19 protein-coding genes and 3 pseudogenes are annotated in these 16,837 nt (G+C 57.6%); 11 read left to right on the top strand and 11 right to left on the bottom strand.

Annotated elements, in window-relative coordinates:
* The 3 genes from CDI09_RS16200 to CDI09_RS16185 all read left to right on the top strand — a co-directional run.
* On the top strand, positions 1–247 hold a 247-nt coding region (locus CDI09_RS16200; RefSeq protein WP_211308945.1), incomplete at its 5' end, for a chloride channel protein.
* Positions 248–943: 696 nt separating this feature from the next.
* Complete coding sequence (locus tag CDI09_RS16190; protein ID WP_078528605.1) at positions 944–1,213, top strand: hypothetical protein; 270 nt, start codon at positions 944–946, stop codon at positions 1,211–1,213.
* 11 nt (positions 1,214–1,224) lie between these two features.
* On the top strand, positions 1,225–1,620 hold the full coding sequence (locus tag CDI09_RS16185) for an RrF2 family transcriptional regulator (protein ID WP_236944718.1): 396 nt from the start codon (positions 1,225–1,227) through the stop codon (positions 1,618–1,620).
* A gap of 8 nt (positions 1,621–1,628) precedes the next feature.
* Here CDI09_RS16185 and CDI09_RS16180 read toward each other — a convergent pair whose 3' ends face one another.
* The 5 genes from CDI09_RS16180 to traA form a co-directional block, all read right to left on the bottom strand.
* The gene (locus CDI09_RS16180) at positions 1,629–2,297 is read right to left on the bottom strand and encodes a DUF6118 family protein (RefSeq protein ID WP_078528611.1); all 669 of its coding nucleotides are present in this window, start codon (positions 2,295–2,297) and stop codon (positions 1,629–1,631) included.
* A gap of 25 nt (positions 2,298–2,322) precedes the next feature.
* On the bottom strand, positions 2,323–2,478 hold the full coding sequence (locus CDI09_RS16175) for a hypothetical protein (RefSeq protein ID WP_236944719.1): 156 nt from the start codon (positions 2,476–2,478) through the stop codon (positions 2,323–2,325).
* Positions 2,479–2,496: 18 nt separating this feature from the next.
* A complete protein-coding gene (locus tag CDI09_RS16170; protein ID WP_078528614.1) occupies positions 2,497–2,820 on the bottom strand; it encodes a type II toxin-antitoxin system YafQ family toxin in 324 nt (107 codons plus the stop codon).
* The gene (locus CDI09_RS16165; RefSeq protein WP_078528638.1) at positions 2,762–3,064 is read right to left on the bottom strand and encodes a type II toxin-antitoxin system RelB/DinJ family antitoxin; all 303 of its coding nucleotides are present in this window, start codon (positions 3,062–3,064) and stop codon (positions 2,762–2,764) included. The genes CDI09_RS16170 and CDI09_RS16165 overlap by 59 nt, the downstream gene beginning before the upstream one ends.
* A gap of 85 nt (positions 3,065–3,149) precedes the next feature.
* Positions 3,150–6,533 carry a Ti-type conjugative transfer relaxase TraA gene (gene traA, locus CDI09_RS16160; RefSeq protein ID WP_078528617.1) on the bottom strand — a complete coding sequence of 1,128 codons (3,384 nt, stop codon included), beginning with the start codon at positions 6,531–6,533 and terminating at the stop codon, positions 3,150–3,152.
* A gap of 96 nt (positions 6,534–6,629) precedes the next feature.
* On the opposite strand from traA, the gene CDI09_RS16155 reads away from it, so the two are divergent.
* From CDI09_RS16155 to CDI09_RS16130, 6 genes and pseudogenes are all read left to right on the top strand, one after another.
* Positions 6,630–6,989, top strand: coding sequence for a conjugal transfer protein TraD (locus tag CDI09_RS16155; RefSeq protein ID WP_205836739.1), 360 nt, complete (start codon positions 6,630–6,632; stop codon positions 6,987–6,989).
* A gap of 64 nt (positions 6,990–7,053) precedes the next feature.
* Entirely contained in the window at positions 7,054–7,293 is a 240-nt protein-coding gene (locus CDI09_RS16150; protein WP_078528620.1) for a conjugal transfer protein TraD, read from the top strand.
* 78 nt (positions 7,294–7,371) lie between these two features.
* The gene (locus CDI09_RS16145; RefSeq protein WP_408884507.1) at positions 7,372–7,905 is read left to right on the top strand and encodes an LbetaH domain-containing protein; all 534 of its coding nucleotides are present in this window, start codon (positions 7,372–7,374) and stop codon (positions 7,903–7,905) included.
* 93 nt (positions 7,906–7,998) lie between these two features.
* The gene (locus CDI09_RS16140; protein WP_110571435.1) at positions 7,999–8,334 is read left to right on the top strand and encodes a hypothetical protein; all 336 of its coding nucleotides are present in this window, start codon (positions 7,999–8,001) and stop codon (positions 8,332–8,334) included.
* A 51-nt stretch (positions 8,335–8,385) separates the two neighbouring features.
* Positions 8,386–8,592 (top strand): annotated as a pseudogene (traD, locus tag CDI09_RS16135) (conjugal transfer protein TraD); the annotation flags it as partial.
* Complete coding sequence (locus CDI09_RS16130; RefSeq protein ID WP_078528623.1) at positions 8,558–9,061, top strand: MucR family transcriptional regulator; 504 nt, start codon at positions 8,558–8,560, stop codon at positions 9,059–9,061. The pseudogene traD and the gene CDI09_RS16130, both read left to right, overlap by 35 nt.
* Positions 9,062–9,561: 500 nt before the next feature.
* Here the strand turns inward: CDI09_RS16130 and CDI09_RS16125 are convergent.
* Positions 9,562–9,795 (bottom strand): annotated as a pseudogene (locus CDI09_RS16125) (DUF2442 domain-containing protein); the annotation flags it as partial.
* 716 nt (positions 9,796–10,511) lie between these two features.
* Between CDI09_RS16125 and CDI09_RS16120 the strand changes: the two are divergent.
* Positions 10,512–11,612, top strand: a complete 1,101-nt coding sequence (locus CDI09_RS16120; protein WP_078528626.1) for a replication initiator protein A — start codon at positions 10,512–10,514, stop codon at positions 11,610–11,612.
* 43 nt (positions 11,613–11,655) lie between these two features.
* Here the strand turns inward: CDI09_RS16120 and CDI09_RS16115 are convergent, their stop codons facing one another.
* The 5 genes and pseudogenes from CDI09_RS16115 to CDI09_RS18910 form a co-directional block, all read right to left on the bottom strand.
* Positions 11,656–11,934 carry a ribbon-helix-helix domain-containing protein gene (locus CDI09_RS16115; RefSeq protein WP_249034050.1) on the bottom strand — a complete coding sequence of 93 codons (279 nt, stop codon included), beginning with the start codon at positions 11,932–11,934 and terminating at the stop codon, positions 11,656–11,658.
* The gene (locus CDI09_RS16110) at positions 11,934–12,569 is read right to left on the bottom strand and encodes a nucleotide-binding protein (RefSeq protein ID WP_078528629.1); all 636 of its coding nucleotides are present in this window, start codon (positions 12,567–12,569) and stop codon (positions 11,934–11,936) included. Before CDI09_RS16110 ends, CDI09_RS16115 begins: the two co-directional genes overlap by 1 nt.
* Positions 12,570–12,611: 42 nt before the next feature.
* Complete coding sequence (locus tag CDI09_RS16105; RefSeq protein WP_078528632.1) at positions 12,612–13,229, bottom strand: recombinase family protein; 618 nt, start codon at positions 13,227–13,229, stop codon at positions 12,612–12,614.
* Between the two features lie 207 nt (positions 13,230–13,436).
* Positions 13,437–14,699: a cation:proton antiporter gene (locus CDI09_RS16100; protein ID WP_110571433.1), complete on the bottom strand. Its 1,263-nt coding sequence runs from the start codon at positions 14,697–14,699 to the stop codon at positions 13,437–13,439.
* Between the two features lie 418 nt (positions 14,700–15,117).
* Positions 15,118–15,378: pseudogene (locus CDI09_RS18910) on the bottom strand (transposase); the annotation flags it as partial.
* A 371-nt stretch (positions 15,379–15,749) separates the two neighbouring features.
* Here CDI09_RS18910 and CDI09_RS16090 point away from each other — a divergent pair.
* The coding region (locus CDI09_RS16090) for a chloride channel protein (protein ID WP_110571432.1) at positions 15,750–16,837 on the top strand (1,088 nt) is incomplete at its 3' end.

The following is a 16,837-nucleotide window of genomic DNA, read 5'->3' as shown; positions in this document are numbered from 1 at the left end:
TGTACTGCTGGGTATGGCTGCCTATTTCTGTGGCGTTGCCCAGTCACCGCTGACGGCAACCATCATCGTGATGGAAATATGTGACAATCAGCAGGTGACTTTGGCTTTGCTGGCCACGGCCTTCCTGGCGTTCGGCGTATCCCGCATGGTCTGTCCCAGGCCGCTTTATTCGGCACTAGCTAACGGATTTCTAGAAAAAACAGAGCGGATGGCACGACAGGCATCTCACGATAAATTGGAAAAATGATTTTCTTCTGAACTGGGTTCCTGTCGAGGCCAGTTTCTCCTTGAGTTGCTGATGCGCCTGGGCGGCACGCTCTTGCGGTCACCAGGTCCGGTCAGGCCTGCAATATAAACTGGACACATCGCCCGCTGTGCTTTGTGACCCAGTGCCGCCAGAAATGACGCAAGCCATACTTCCAGATCGGATCACCAGTCGGTGTTGATCGCCAACTCCCACTATAGCTGGTCTTCCATGCACCACCGATCGCACCCGTTGGGAATCCTTATTCCAAATTTTCTGCCAAAGTTGTGCTGGGCCCACCAAGTTCGTTTGAATGAAGGCAGAAGCCGCGATCACGTCCATATATCCCACACTGAAATACATGAAACGCGCTCTCATCTCTCTCTTCGTGACGATAGCCAGGGGCCTGAGTGGGTGGTGCTGGCAGACAGCATATGGTATTTTGGAAAAGGCGCGTAGAAACGCCTTTTCCAAAAGAGCGGCCTCCTTGTCGGGTGGCCTGCTCAATACAACACCCGGACTATGTCCAGCGGTGAACAGGGAGACTTGTTTGCCGTAGTGGAAATAGGCAGGGCGTGCTTTTGCTCTTTTGGAACACGTTTCTACCCGCCCGACGCCAGGGCGGGCAGAAGGCGCATGCCTGTCATTCGTCCTTCCCCGGCTGTCATCACAGGACAGGCGTGAGAAAGGAGTGGATGCATGACGGTTACACAGAACAAGCCGACCCATGAAATCATGGATACGGACGCCATGATGGTGGCCTTCCTGCGCGAATACGGGCTGTCTGGCGCCAGAGAACGGGCGCGCCATCATATTGGCCGGTGCGTCGAGGCTGGCCTTGAGGATGATGCCGCCTTCTGGATGCGCGTCAGCAACCAGCTCGAAAACCTGGCCTCCTCGGACTATGGTCCCGGAAACCTTTTCACGCCTTCGGGGCAGATCAGCCCGACTGCCACGCGACCTGGCTGATGCACCTTACCTTGCGTACCGACTACGCCTTTCGCGTACTGATCCATCTGGCCCGCCACGGACACACACAAAACCGCATGACGGTCCGGCACATCGCCGAGCGGCACAATATCTCCCACAACCATCTTGTGAAAGTCGTCAACGACCTGTGCCATCATGGTCTCCTGGTGGGAACCCGGGGCCGGAATGGTGGCGTCAGCCTGGCCCGCTCCCCGAAAGACATCAATGTCGGGCATGTCATCCGCCTCATGGAAACCGAAGGCGAGGTCATGACCGGCTGTGCGCCGCTTCAGGGCAGACCCTGCATCCTGGCAGATGCCTGCCGTCTCCGTCACCTGACCAGACAGGCAACCGATGCTTTTATGGCCATCCTCGACGGCATGAGCGTGCATGATCTCCTGTCCTGACAGGACGCTTATGACCCATCCGGCCGGATGGTCAGGACACAGGGCTGGTCCATCTTCGTCTCGTTGGCCGTTTTCTTGCAGGCGGCGATCCGGTCCTGACTAGCGTCCACAAGCCGGTTGGCCCGGACCATATGCCGCAGGCTTTCGGGATTGTCGGCCTCCATCATCAACGCCCCAGACTCCCACCGATCCTGCCCGCCCACGATAAAGGAGGCCACGCGCGTCCCCACTGACGACGGCAGGAGATAGGTCAGGATAGGCGAGAACCCGATCCCGACAGCCAGACAGGCCAGCCCGACCTTCAGCACCCACCAGTTCTGACGGTCCTGGGTACGGGCCTGTCCGACAATATCGGTCAGTTGCTGCCGCTCCACCTGAACCGCACGGATCGCGGTATGAAAGGCGGCCTGCATGTCCTGACAGACGGAAAGCCCTGCCTGTCGTACCCCCTGCCCATAGGCCTGCGGCGTCATCTTCAGCGTCGGACTGGCCTCGATCGCCTTCATGCGCGCGCCCACGTCGTTCAGGGCCTTGACCAGTCTGGCCAGGTCCGGCGTGTAGTCAGGCGGCCGGTTATCCCGCCATGCCTGGGGCAGCGCTTCCACGCTGCGCCGGAGCACCGTCATTTCGGCGCACAGATCCTCAAAGGCACGGGCTGCCGGATCCGTCTCGCTCATGATGGAACCATCCCCTTATCCAGATTCAATTTTCCGGCACGTCCAGACGATCATCATCCCTGATCTGTCCCTTGGTGCCGATCCGCTCCAGAAGTGCTTTGGCATGAGCTGGCGTGGTCCGTGCCGCCCGTTCGGAAAAATACCGTTCCACCTCACTCTGAAATGCCATCATTGCGGGCATGACAGAATCCTTATGCCTTCAGTTCTCGAACAGATCAGCATGAGAACCGGTCCTGACAAACACGATCTTTTCTTCGCCCTTCTGATAGATCAGCAGAAAGTCGCCTCCAACATGGCATTCCTGGTGATCGGCCCAATCCCCCTTGAGTGGATGATCGAGCCATTCCGCACCCAGAGGGTCTTCATTGGCGATCAAAAGCAGCATGACTACCTTCAGACGCGCCATATTGTATTTTCCGGAGCGCGACAGACGCTGGAAATCTTTCTCAAACTGCTTCGTGTAATCAGATCGAAGCGGCAGTCTTACTTTTTTTCTTTTTGGAACCGCTTTCCCCGAGGGCATCAAACATCTCCTGTGCGTTCTCGAAACCACGCGTCCTGTCTTTCAGGAGCATCCGCCCTTCTTCCATCGCTGCAATGGTCGCTGCATTAGGCACGACAAGATCAACAGGAAGGGCCTTTTCGCGTGCGATCCGCGTCAACAGCATACGCACGACATCGGAGACCGTCAGACCGATGGCGTCCAGAACAACAGATGCCTCTTCCTTCAGGGTTTCATCAATACGGGCGCGAACAAATCCGCTCATGTCGGAATCCTCACTAATTCTCCGGAATTTATCTATCCAGATACACATTATGTAGCTCAATTGAGCTACATAATCCAGAAAAATCCTACATCCCCATATCCATACCCCGATCCCGCGACCTAGAACGCGACAGCGAGCGCGTGCGCTGCGGCTGCAATCCATGATCGAGCGTCGATCCCTTCCGGACGCCCAGTTCATGCCCCTTCTGCCGCAGGAGGGATTCAAGCTGCACGTCCCGCTTCAGCTCCTTCAGCGCCACACCCTGCTGCTCCCGGCTCAACCCGTCCCACACCTTCACGAACCGCGCCGCCCGCAATTCCGGACTCTTCCGCACCTTGTCCTCGTGTTCCAGCCCCTCGACCAGCCTGCGCGCCCGTGCCGGCCCTTCCAGCCCGTACAGGGCCTGCCGGATCTCCGGCTCATGCTTCACGGCGGTTTCCAGAGCGATCACCGCCCCGGGCCTTAGCCATTCGAGGGCCGTGCTGGCGTCAAGCCATGCCTTCTTCTGATGCTCCAGCACCGGCAGGTCCTGCTCCACCATGCGCCCGATGTCCCGCACCACCCGCGCATACTGCTCCACTGCCTGGTGGAGCGGATCACCACCCGGCACAAACCCACCCAGCCCAGCCGGCGCCTGCGCGCGCTGCACACGCGGCAGCCGCAACCCGGCGAAGGGAGAGGCGGGAGCCTCACGCCCAACCCCACTTTCCCCCTTGCCGGACCTGGCATCCATCCCGGCCGACACGTCTTTTTCCGCCGTCCGGCCACGCCCCCGCACGGACAGGTCCAGCCCGTCGAACATCCTGCGCTTCCGCTGTGCCGGTGCCGGATCCGGCGTACGGACAGCTTCGGCCTGCCTGTCCTTCCGGGAGCCAGAGGCAGCTTGCTCACGCCCCACCACGATCTCGCTCTCGGGGACATGCAGCCCGCGTCGTCGCGCAAACCCGGCATCCTGATCCCGGACCTGCGGGTAATCCAGCGTGGTATCCTTCAGCCGCTCGCGCGACAGCCGCCACACCAGCCCGTCCCGGTCGCCCACGTCATCCCGGCCCCAATGGACAGACACGCTCTCCCGATGCCGCGACAGCGCCACATAGGCCCCGTGCCGGTCCATGCTCCCCGTCGCCAGCACATGCGCCCGGTCCACCGTCACACCCTGCGATTTGTGGATGGTGGCCGCATAGCCATGATCCAGCGCGTCATAATCCGCCACCGACACGGACACGACCCGGCCTGTCCCGGTCCTACCCGGTCCGTCGAGCTGCACCGACAGTGCCAGGTCCCCGGCCTCGGCCGATCCCTCGATGCCCCGCACCGTGCCCAGCGTGCCGTTCTTTACCCCCAACTCCCGGTCATTGCGCAGGAAGTAGATACGCTCCCCGTCAGCGAACACCCGCTCGCCCTGGGCGGTCGGCACCAGCACGTCGTCACCCAGTTCACCCGCCTCCCGCCGGATGGCGCGTGCCGCCTCGTTCAGCGCCCGCACATCGACACGCCGGTGCGCCAGCATGATCTGGCTGTCCTCTGGTGCGGCCTGCCGGGCTTCATCCCATCCGGCCACCACCCCGGCCCGCGCCTCTTCCAGCGTCTCATGCCCGCGCACCAGGCCGGCCGCCTCATAGCGCTCCAGCGCCCTATCCGTCCGCCCGGTCGCAAGCTCCTTCGTGGCCGCCTGCTGCCAGTCTTCACGCTGCCGGCGCACCGTCGTGATTTCCACCGACCCGACCCGCTCGGCCACCGCCCGGAACGCACCACCAGCCTCGATCGCCTGCAACTGCTCGGGATCGCCCACCAGTACCACCTTGGCCCCGGCCCCACGCGCGACCGACAACACCCGCTCCATCTGCCGTGACCCCACCATGCCGGCCTCGTCCACCACCAGCACGTCCCCGCGCTCCAGCAGATCGAACCCACGCGCCCACGCACGATCCAGGGAGGCCAGCGTCCGGCTTTCGATCCCCGACCCCGCTTCCAGACCTTCCGCCGCGATCCCCGACAGCGCCGCCCCGCGCACCCGATACCCGGCCTCTTCCCATGCCGCGCGGGCGACACCCAGCATGGTGCTCTTCCCCGTCCCCGCATACCCGACCACCACGGACAGGTCGCGGGACTTCGTGACCTCGCCCACCGCCAGCGCCTGCTCGTCCCCAAGCCCGTCCCGCGCCATCGCCACCCGACGCACCGCCAGCGGCACCGCATGACCCTGGGACTGCCCCATCGCGAGCGATACCTTTTCCAGACGCTGCTCGACCCCAATCATCTCCCGTGTGGAAAACCGCTCCCGCCCATGCCCGTCTTTCCCAATGGCAACCAGATCCGGACACGCTTCCACCTGAACCATGACAGCACTGAACTGTTCCGCGTCCGCCGTGTGCCGGTCCACGAACCGCGCCAGGTCCTGGCGGGTGAATGTACTCTGCTGTCGGGTCAGCACCTCCAGCGCCACATGCGGCTCGGCCAGCAACCTTTCGCCATTGCGCCGCGCGATCTCCAGATGGTCGGCAACCCGTTCCGCGTCCTCGCCCCGCTCTTCCCGGCGCATCCCGGCCGGACCGATCTTGTTCTGCGGCTCAAGGTCGATCCCCTGTGCGGCGAACGACCGATGGTCGATCCGTACATCCAGATCCAGCTCGGCCAGCCGTTCATTGGCGAGCGACGCCCACCGCTCCCGCCACGTCAGCAGCAGATCCTTGTCATTCCACGAACGCTCTTTCGCACCGAACCCGATGGAAGGCTGATTCTGCGCCAGCCCCAGACCTTCATGCCGCAGCCGTGCCGCCGCAATCAGTCGCGCTGTTCTTCCAGACGCTGCAAGCGCTTCTCCAGCGTCGAGAGCTTCAGCAGGATGCCACGCTGCGTCTCCCGGATCTCTGTCAGCAGACGGATCATGAGCTTGAGTGGATCGTCGTCCCCTTTCTGCTCCATCAGGTCCAGGATCCGGCGCGAGGTTGTATGCGCCCCTGCCGCCTCGTTCAGGATGCGGGATTCCGTCTCGTCTTCCATGCACAGCCTCTCCGGTTTTGACTTCGATCCGCCGCGTGGACAGCATTACATGGGCATGGGGCTTCGCCTGTCCGTCTTCGCCAATATCCCAATGCACATTGAGATCAGCCACCATGCCGCGTTCCACGAACTGCTCCCGCACGAAATCCCGTGCCAGCGCGATCCCCTGCGCCTGGGTCATTTCGCGCGGGATTGAAAACTCCACTTCGCGGGCAAGCTGGGCATCCTTGCGCTTCTCGATCGCCTCGACCTCGTTCCATAGGGTAGCACGATCGAGAAACCGTTCCGGCGCGCCGTCGGGCAGCAGGATCTCGGAATGCACCACGCCGCTCTTGTTGGAAAAATCATGGTCGCGATCCAGCCGCAAATCATGCAGGCGGGACGCTGCACGATAGGCCGCCGCCGCCACGGCGCTCCGGCCGGTGGCGCGGCTGATGACCTTTGCATGCAGGTGATAGATCGCCATAAACGCGATCTTATCACACCACTTAAGCGCACGTCACGAAGTGACGTATAAGCGCGCACTCACATTTTACTGCGCCACAAGGGTTGATTGCTTTGGATGAGTGACGCGGTTCTCGCCTGTGTGGTAGAGTATGCCACAGACCAGCAGGACAAGGGACCGAAAATGCGCAGGCCACGGGACATTGATGCGGAACTGAAGACGCTTCAGGAAAAGGCGAAGCAGCTTAAGGCGCAACGGACCATCCAGCTCGGCGAACTGGTCGAGGCGACGGGCGCTGATACTTTGTCGATCGAGGCGCTGGCCGGTGTGCTGCTGGCGGCTGTCGAACAGGCTGACGGCAAACCTGAAGCTGTTGCGAGGTGGACCGAACGGGGGACGGCATTCTTTCAGGATGGCGCAAAAAAGGGCGGCCGGAAAGGAACCGGAAACGATCAGAACGGATCTGCTGGCGCTTGAGAGACGGATCAGGAAGCAGGCGGCCCTGATCCATCGCCATCAGGCACGAAAGGCACGCACCGACATGCGCGACTGGGCGAAGGCGCGACGCGAACGCACCCATCACCTGATCGAACTGGGCGGCCTGGTCCAGAAGGCGGGACTGGTTGATCTGACCGATGATGACCGCGCCACCCTGCTCGGGGCCTTCCTGGACATTGCGGGGCAGCTTCAGGGCGGCAATGATACCGCTCCGACTGATCTGAAAACACGCTGGAGGCGTGCGGGGCTTCATGCCTTCGACAGGGACCGGGAACAGGACTGACGACGAAACACGATCATCTGATCTGTCCGCTATCGAATGCAAACGAAACCCTGAACCAGAACGGGAGAACCGAGGCCCATGTATTACGGCAAGAACGCCTTTTCTCTGCTCCTACGTTACACCCTTGCCCATGAAATCGAAGAGTGGGGCTGGGACATCGGCGACCATACATATGGCGCCAAGGGTTCTCCCATCATCATAGAAGCCGAATATGCCGGCCTGAAGATCGGGAAATACTGCTCGATCGCCCGCGAGGTGCTGATGATCCTGGGCAATCACCGACCGGACACGATCACCACCTACCCGTTCAAGAACCAGTGCAATTTCTGGCCCGAAGCGGTGGATGCAACCGATGACCATTCCACCAAGGGGGATATCGTCATTGGCAACGACGTCTGGATCGGCGCACGGGCCAACATCATGTCGGGTGTCACCATAGGATCAGGCGCGATCATCGCCACGGCGGCCGTGGATCGCCACGGCGGCCGTGGTGACCAGGGACGTGCCGCCATATGCCATCGTGGGCGGCAACCCGGCCCGGGTCATCAAATACCGCTTCCCCGAAAAGACCATCGAGCGTCTGCTTGCAGTCGCCTGGTGGGACTGGCCTGAAGCATTGATACGAGAACGGATGCCCCTCCTGATGAGCGACGATATCGACGCTTTCCTGCGCGCTTTTGAAAAAGAACCCGCACAGGAAAAATCATGATGCAAAAACTGTTTTTGCTCCTTGTTGTCCTGCCGATCCTCTTCCGGCCTGCTTCAGGCTTTGCCCAGGGCAGAGGAGACTGGCTGCCTCAGTCGGACGTTAAATCTCCCTATGCGGCCTTGTCTGTTCCGACAGGACTGAAGCCGGTGCCGGATTCTCTGGCGAGCCTGTTGACCAAAGGCTATCGGATCACGACCACAGCGGATTATGGCGGCTCAGGAGCCCTCTTCACGCTGGTCTGGCAAAGGCAGACCGTAATCTGTGTTCTGACAGCGCCTGTGCCAGGCACGGATCAGAACGTCCCGACATCGCGCTGCTGGGCCCTGAACTGAGTTTTGCAGGCCGGACAGATTGGAAACCGTGTCTTACGCGACATCCGCTGGCTGACCGATGAGGACCGCGCAACCCTGTTCGGAGCCTTCCTGGATATTGCAGGGCAGCTTCAGGGCGGCGATGATACCGCTTCGGTTGACCTGACAGCACGCTGGAGACGTGCGGGGCTTCATGCTTTCGACAGGCACCGGGAACAGGACAGGACGACAGGCAGACGTGACCATGACCGACCACGAAATACGATCATCCGGATCTGACACAGTGCGCGAGCTTACGACCCGGATTGTCACAGCCTATGTCAGCAGTCACACGGTTCCGGCGGATACCCTGCCCGGCCTCATCGCCACGGTGTTTCAGGCGCTCGGAAGTCTGAGACAGGCGACGACCGAAACACCGACTCTGGTGCCGGCCGTGCCTGTGAAGAAATCGGTCTTTCCAGATTACATTGTCTGTCTGGAGGACGGGAAGAAGCTGAAGATGCTCAAGCGTCATCTCCAGTCCTCCTATGGCATGACGCCCCAGCAATATCGGGCAAAATGGGGCCTGCCTGAAAGCTACCCGATGACCGCCCCATCCTACGCAGCCCGACGCTCTGTCCTGGCACAGGAAATCGGACTGGGGCGGACCATCAAGGCGACACCGAAACCTTCGGACGTATCGGAAGCTGAAGTTCCGGTCACGCGCCTGCCAGAGAAGAAACCCGGACGCAGGCCAAAACTGGCCTGAAGGTCCAGACCGGGAGAAACGGGACATGAAGACGGATCATACCGATCGCGATGACTGGGAAGCCTGAAAGGACGAAGCCACACGCCGGTCCCTCGCCCAGGTCGAGGCCGGATTGGTAATCAGTGCGGAAGCCATGAAGGCATGGGCCGCCAGTCTCGGCACGGATAACCCGCTCCCCCTGCCTGAACCCGGGCAATAAGGGGGACGCTCTCGCACACCGCAGGAAGGTGACGCAGAGTGCAATGGTCACGACTATCCCTGATGCATTGATGGAACGACTATTTCACGACCCTACAGCTACCCTTGTGACGACCTATCGACATACCCGAGGCCGACATTGCGCCTACCCATAAATAGCGTGTCCTCATATACCATTGCACCACAGGTGCGGGCATGCCCAAAGGGTGGGCCTATACGGTCTACCCTTTCGACAAGAATGGTCATTGCAGCGAGCAGACATGGCACGACAGTTCCCTACCGGCTGAAAGGCGGTGACTATCTTACGCGACGTTCCTTGGCCGACCGCCTTTAGCACCATTCCGGCGTGCCGCCGCCGCCTTTGCCTGGCTGGCGGATGATCCGCCCACGCGTCCCATCTGTGCTGCCATCCAGCTTCGGGAACCGTAGATACCGTGGATCAGACCTTCGACCAGAACATCGGCGTCGAGACGGAGCCAGTGAAGGCCATTACCCAGCGGGGTGATCTCGATCTCGGCCAGCCCATTAATCCCTGACAAGGCCCGCAGAGCGCCCTAGGAGGCCGCACAAAGCGCTATTCCCGTTATTGCCCTCCCCACCATAACCACCACACACAATAACGCCTGTACGGCCATCCTGTGGCGTCTGGCGGGCATGTTGTGACATGTGAGCTCCTGAATGATCGCCTGAACACCGGTGTGTTTTGAGCAGATTGCGGTCTTGCTCGGTTCTTCTGGTGTTGCAGGCGTCGGGCGAGCGCAGAGCGGGAGCCCCGTAGGGCGCCGAAGGCGCCGACGCGGGAATGGAAGGTGCTGGTGGAGAGACGATGCGGGAAGGCATCGTCAGATTATGATTTTGCGCCGTAGGCGTGTCCGTTTAGCGCAGCCCTGAAAGGGCGAGCAGGGGGATGCCGGGTGGGAGATCGCGCATAGCGCGATTGGGGCGGCCGTAGGCCGCGAGCCGGCGGGGGCGTAGCCCCCAAGAGGCGGTGCTTGGAGGCAATTTGACTGAAAATTACAGAGAATGAAAAGTTACCCACAGGCTTAGAGTGTTAATTTATGTGTTAAGAGTAGTGTTAAGGGTTTTCCACAAACACATAACTGACTGAAAATAAAATATAAAAACAGTGTTTTGGGACAACTTTCGTCAACGAAACCCCGAATCTAGTGACTCCAGAACCCCGAATCTGCGTCAACGAAACCCCGAATCTAGCTCTTGCGTCAATGAAACCCCGAACCTAAACTGATCGTCAATGAAACCCCGAATCAAAGCAACCCGTCAACGAAACCCCGAACTGGCACTTACTGTCAGTGAAACCCCGAATGTTGATGGACGTTCAGTTTTACTTCCGGAACGATATCCGACACCAGATCTTTTTATTTGTGATGTCCTTGATGCCATCCCCAAAGATGATATGGCCTCGATGGAACATCCAATTTTTTCGCTTGCCACTAAACCTGATCGACGCATTTTCCGATACGAGCACAATGGCAATACAGTTGAGATCGTTCCGAGCGTCAAAGGGCTCGCGACGATCCATGACAAGGATATCCTTATCTATTGCATTTCGCAGCTTATCGCGAAAATGAATCAAGGTGAGCAGCCAAATCGAACTCTCCACCTTACCGCACGCGATTTATTGGTGTGGACCAACCGTCAAACCGATGGTGATGGCTATAAGCGGCTTCGGAGCGCGTTTGAGCGATTAGCAGGCACACGGATCACCACCAACATCAAAGCTGATGGAGAAGAAATCACCGAAGGCTTTGGCCTTATCAATGAATGGCGAATTGTCCGTAAGACCAATTCCGGACAAATGTCCGAAATTAAGGTAACGCTGTCCGAATGGCTATTCAGAATGATCGAAGGCCGAAGTGTACTGACATTACATCGCGATTATTTCCGTTTACGCAAACCACTTGAACGGAGAATATACGAACTTGCACGCAAGCATTGTGGTGCTCAGGAAAAATGGGTTGTTTCTATAGAAATTTTACAGAAAAAAACGGGGGCCAGTAGCCATATTCGCGTATTTCGCTCAATGCTCCGTGACTTGGCAATCAATAACCACTTGCCTGATTATGCTGTCGAAATAAACAGCAACACTGTTACTTTCCGAAATCGGGAAACGATGGACACCGTCAAGGTAATAGAGCCAAAGCTCCAGAGACCATTTGTCGATCCCGAGGGTTTCCATGACGCTAGAGGAGTTGCTCCAGGATATGATGTCTACGCACTCTATGATGAATGGGTGTCATGGTGGAATGATAGCGGACAACCAGAGTTGCAAAACCCCAGCGCCGCATTTGTCGGATTCTGCCGCAACCGACACAAACGCAACCCTATACGCTAGACACAGCCTACGTGTATAATTGTATACGCGTATAAATGTATACTTATCCGCTAACGATCCTGCTTCGTCCTTTCTTCACAAACAGATCGTCCAGTGCTTCTCCAAGCAAACTCTGAACCGTCGTCCCCTCTTCGGCCGCTATAATACGAAGCTGGGTGCTGACTTCAGGAGAAAAGTGCCCACCGATCAACTTGGTCCCCTTACGACCATTCAGCGTAGGTTTACGGGATGATATATCTGGCTTCGGAGCAGGGGCTGGCATTGCCTCACCACTACCTTTGGCGCGATCAAGCATCGCTTGTAGCGTATTGCTTTTTGCCATCACACTACCTCCCGATTTTTGTATAATTGTATATCTGTATACTCGTATAAACGCTTAATTTCGTTTGCTGCTGGCCCATGTACTTCGAATTCCTGCACAGCCTGTCCCGCCGCCTGTGCACGGAAAAATGCCTTGCGGTTTCCTACTGTCACCGGACAGACCGTTGCCCCCAATTCGGTCACGGCCTTAATGGCATCCCCTGTCTCCTGCCCTTGGGGGGGCACAAAAGTTAAAACGACAGCGAACGCTTTATCGAGCTGACGAACCACATCCAATGTGTGTGTCATACTCATTGTATCGAACACGGCCGTCTTCGTCGGAATGAGAACGAAGTCAGCATGCCGCGCCGCTTCATAAGCTACATCACGCGCAACAGCAGCTCCGTCGATAATCACAAGATCAGTACCCGCATCCGCGCAGGCTTTGAGCATTGCAGGCAAACGTATCGGCTGAATTGAAGCCACAGCCGGTGTATCGAGCTGGCGTACGTCTTTCCAGAAAGAGGCTGTCGCCTGTGGGTCCAAATCAATAATAGCAACAACCTTCCCCGCTTGCTCAGCCGCGACAGCGAGACAGGTTGCAAGCGTCGTTTTTCCGACACCGCCCTTCTGTGAAAGAACAGCAAGAACCTTCATGCTACACCTCTACACGTATAATCTTATACCTGTATACACTTTCTACGAGGGAAGAGAAGACCTCACCTTATCTCTCTGCACAATGGCAGCAACAGTGTTCTTGCTGATTCCCAGATCGCGGGCGATCCACCGATAACTCCGCTTTTCCCCCACCAGCGCCAGAACCTTCGGAGCCAGACGGTCAGACTTCGGCCGCTCTCCTTTCTGTCGGCCGAGAACCTTCCCGCGTGCCCTGGCAGCAGCCAGACCAGACTTCACCCGCTCGCTGATCAGATCCCGCTCGAACTCAGCAATCCCAGCCAGAACCGTCGCCAGCATTCGTCCATGTGGTGTCGCCAGGTCGAACGTCATCCCCGTTATAGCGATCAGGGAAACACGATAGCTCTCCAGCTCCTGAAGCGTAGAGATGAGATCAATGGTCGAGCGTCCCCAGCGGGACAGCTCCGTCACTAGAATGGCGTCAATTTCACGGGCCTGGGCCAGTGCCATGACCTTTCGACGTTCGGCCCGATCCACCCGAACGCCAGAGCCGGTCTCCATGAAAACGTCCAGCACTTCATAGCCCGCGCGTTCAGCAAACCGCTTCAGCTCATCCTTCTGGCGCGCGCAGGACTGATCGGCCGTGGAAACCCGGCAATAGATGACCGCGCGTTGTCCCATTTGAACCCTCCCGGAAAAACCACCATGCAACCCTTGATACACCGTGGCTCCGGTTTGTCCCAATATAACTATAGTCTGTTTAAGACTAACCTAATTCATATGGAAGAAAGGGAAGTAAACGGAAGGTCGGTTATCCGTTGAAAAACATGACAAATATGCCATTACTTTCCTCCTTGCGGCGCTACCCTTCAAATAATCAGAGCCGTATTATTGCGGTCCAAGCGTAGAGGACGGATAGAGTTTGCGGGCAACCCGCTCCATGGTTAGCCCCTGCACAATTATCGTAAACACCACCACGCCGTAACAGACAGGCAGCAGCAGCTCGCGCAAGTCTCCGGTCGGCAATCCAAGCGCCAGCGAAACCGAGATACCGCCACGCAGACCGCCCCAGGTCAGGATACCAAGAACACGGCCCCGCTCCCATTGCCTGAGGTGAACCGGAAGCGTTGAAAACAGCACGCTCAATGCCCGCACGGCAACAGACAGCGGGATCACGGCAAGTGTCGCCATTACCGTAAACAGATGCGGCCTGATCTCGAGGATTTCAAAGCCGATCAACATGAACAGCACGACGTTCAGCACCTCGTCAATGAGCGTCCATGCGATATCGAGTTCCTTTCGCGATGCCTCATCGAAAACGGAATGGCTATAGCTTGTTCCAAAGCACAGTCCCGCCACGACGACGGCAATCGCACCCGACATGCCAAGCTGGTTGGCAATGCTGAAGGTTCCGGTCGCAAGAGCCAGCGACGTCAGCAGATCGATATGCGGATCCCGCTGTCCCTTAAGCACACGGAGTGCAATCCATCCGGTCAGTGCGCCCAATAGACCGCCACCGATCGCCTCGCGGCAAAAACTCAGCGCAATCTCGGAGGCGGTTACTCCCTGACTGTCCCCGGTCGCCAATCCTATCGTGACGCCAAAAATCACCACACCCACGCCGTCATTAAACAGACTCTCACCTGCGAAAACGGCCTGAAGGGGGGCTGGTAGTCCTAGACGTTTCAGCATGCCGACAACCGAAACAGGATCAGTTGGCGCGAGGATCGCCCCAAGGACGATGCACCACGTGAAAGGAATGGCATGACCCAGCAGAGGAAATACGTACCATGCCGCGATCGCCAGAAAGGCAACAGCCAGAACGGTTCCCAGAACAGAGAGAGCAGTCACGGAGGCAAGCTTTGCGCGGAGATGCCTGACATCTACCTGCGTGGACCCGGCAAACAGAAGCAGGGACAGCGCGCCATTCAGGAGGGCCGTGGGAAGATTGATGGCTCCGAGAACAGATCGTGGGAGAGCCTGAAGGTCATAGGCCGGTATCAACGGATTCAGGATCATGACCAGCAGGGAAGCCAGCAATGAGAAGACCAGCACGCCGATCGTCACAGGCAGGCGAAACGTGTGGTGATTGAGAATGCTGAACCCTGCCGAGAGCGTCAGAAGCAAAGCGAGGAGGCTGATGGTATCCATGCCTTCACCGCTGGCCGCTCCTGTCCCCTACGTCAAGAAAAACCGGCGATGGTCCGCTATCTGAGATAGCCTGACTGGTCTTCCCTATCCGAGATGTAGGCGACTACCGCCTGTCTGCTTCATATTACTGAGCAGACAGGCGGCCTTGGGGGGACGACAGAATGTCCGCTTTCGTGGTACCAAAGAATGGATATATCCATTAAGCAGAACGTATTTTCCAATTTTACCGTCAGTAAGCATTTGAGGCGAGGTAACTCAAAATGGCCACACTGAGCAAAATGTTTTTATCATTAGCGCGCCAAGAATATTGACATCTGGCAGCAGATAGGTCGTAGCGTGACGTAACGGCAATGGACTCTGCCTGACTTCCTATTGTTCCATCATCCTGACGCTTCGCTTTGGTAAACTTCAGTGTTCAGCGTGCATGACGATCTTTATGGGACAGCTTTGAGGGTTTGTCCTGCCAGTCCTGTGGGATACGCCCTTCACGCAGACGTTCATTCTCGCGGGCCAGATCAGCCTGCTCCTCAGATGCCGGCTCGCCCGGACGATAATCCACTATCCATTTCACCAGGGTGGATTTGCCAATACCCAGATCGGCCGCAACACGCGTGCGTGCCAGCCCACGGCTCAACGCGATCCTTACGGCCTCGCGCTTGAAATCTTCCGTATGCTTCATGGTCTCGTCGGTCTCCTGATACGAGCTTAAAACGCTCAAAGGACCGGCACAAAACCGTTACAAGTCCACATGCAGGAGAGAGGTTTCTTTGACCGTCATTTTTGGTAGAGGCTGTGCCGGTCTAAGTCCGTCCATTTCCTGATCGACCACGTCCAGATCTTCCGTGCATTCTGGAAAAATTTGTGGTTGGTCTGTTTTCTGAACTTTCCGTAATTTGAAAATTCTTTTCCATGGTCAGTATGTCCCCTTTATTCTATCCCGGCGTAGCCCAGAACGACAATGAGGCTTCCATAGCTACTACCCGTTCCAGGCGGGCCCGTCGGATGCGGCGCCTGGCGCGGGTCAGGACCCTAAAGTGGCATCGAACCATCATGTATTGTACCGGGGCCGTGCTGATTGGCATCATCTCCGTAATTTTTGCCCATCTTGGGGATTGGGCAGCCGAGCTGCGTTATCACATTGTTACCAGAAACCCGTGGTCCATGCTGGTGATTGCACCGCTAGGGCTGGTTGCCATTTCTTGGCTGACACGCCTATTGTTCAATGGTGCTCAGGGGTCAGGAATTCCCCAGACAATCGCAACCCTACATATGCATAATTTCGTGCTTGTGGACCGGATTCTGACCTTGCGCATTGCGCTGGGTAAGATTCTGATGACATGCTTGGGTCTTATCTGTGGTGCCTCGATCGGTCGTGAAGGACCTAGTGTCCAGATCGGCGCTTCCATCATGCATGCATTTTCGCGTGCAATGGGGCAGCATAATAATGTCACTAGGCATGGTATGATCCTCGCAGGTGGTGCTGCTGGAATGGCAGCTGCTTTTAATACGCCTCTTGCCGGTGTTGTTTTTGCGATTGAAGAATTGGCACACTCCTTTGAACAGAAGGCGTCAGGACGTACACTGACTGTCATTATCTTTTCGGGGATTACGGCAATTGCCCTGTTGGGGAACTATACATATTTTGGTCGGACGAATGTTTTTATTCCGGTAGGACGCGCATGGCTGGCCGTTCTGGTATGTGGTGTAAGCGGCGGATTGGCGGGGGGGATTTTCGCTCGCCTTGTCATCCGCCTTTCAAAAGGTCTACCAGCTTTTCTTGGCCGGTTTTCTCGTCGATTTCCTCTTGTATTCATAGCGTTATGCGGCTTGTTGCTGGCTCTGATCGGGCTGGCATCAGATGGTGCGACTTATGGTACAGGTTATCTGCAGGCCCGTGGAATAGTGGATGGAAGCCTTCATTATCCTGCATCTTTCTTTCTTCTGAAGTATATCTCCATGCTTATTACTTTCTGCTCTGGTATTCCTGGCGGTATGTTTGCACCTTCCCTTGCTATCGGTGCAGGAATGGGAGGATGGGTCGAGCAGTTTCTGCCTCATACGTCGCCTGGAGGCGTTGTACTGCTGGGTATGGCTGCCTATTTCTGTGGCGTTGCCCAGTCACCGCTGACGGCAACCAT

It is taken from the genome of Komagataeibacter nataicola (genome assembly GCF_003207795.1).
Classification (GTDB): Bacteria; Pseudomonadota; Alphaproteobacteria; order Acetobacterales; family Acetobacteraceae; genus Komagataeibacter; species Komagataeibacter nataicola.
Note: the sequence above shows the minus strand (reverse complement) of the source record. Positions and strands in the feature narration are given on the sequence as shown.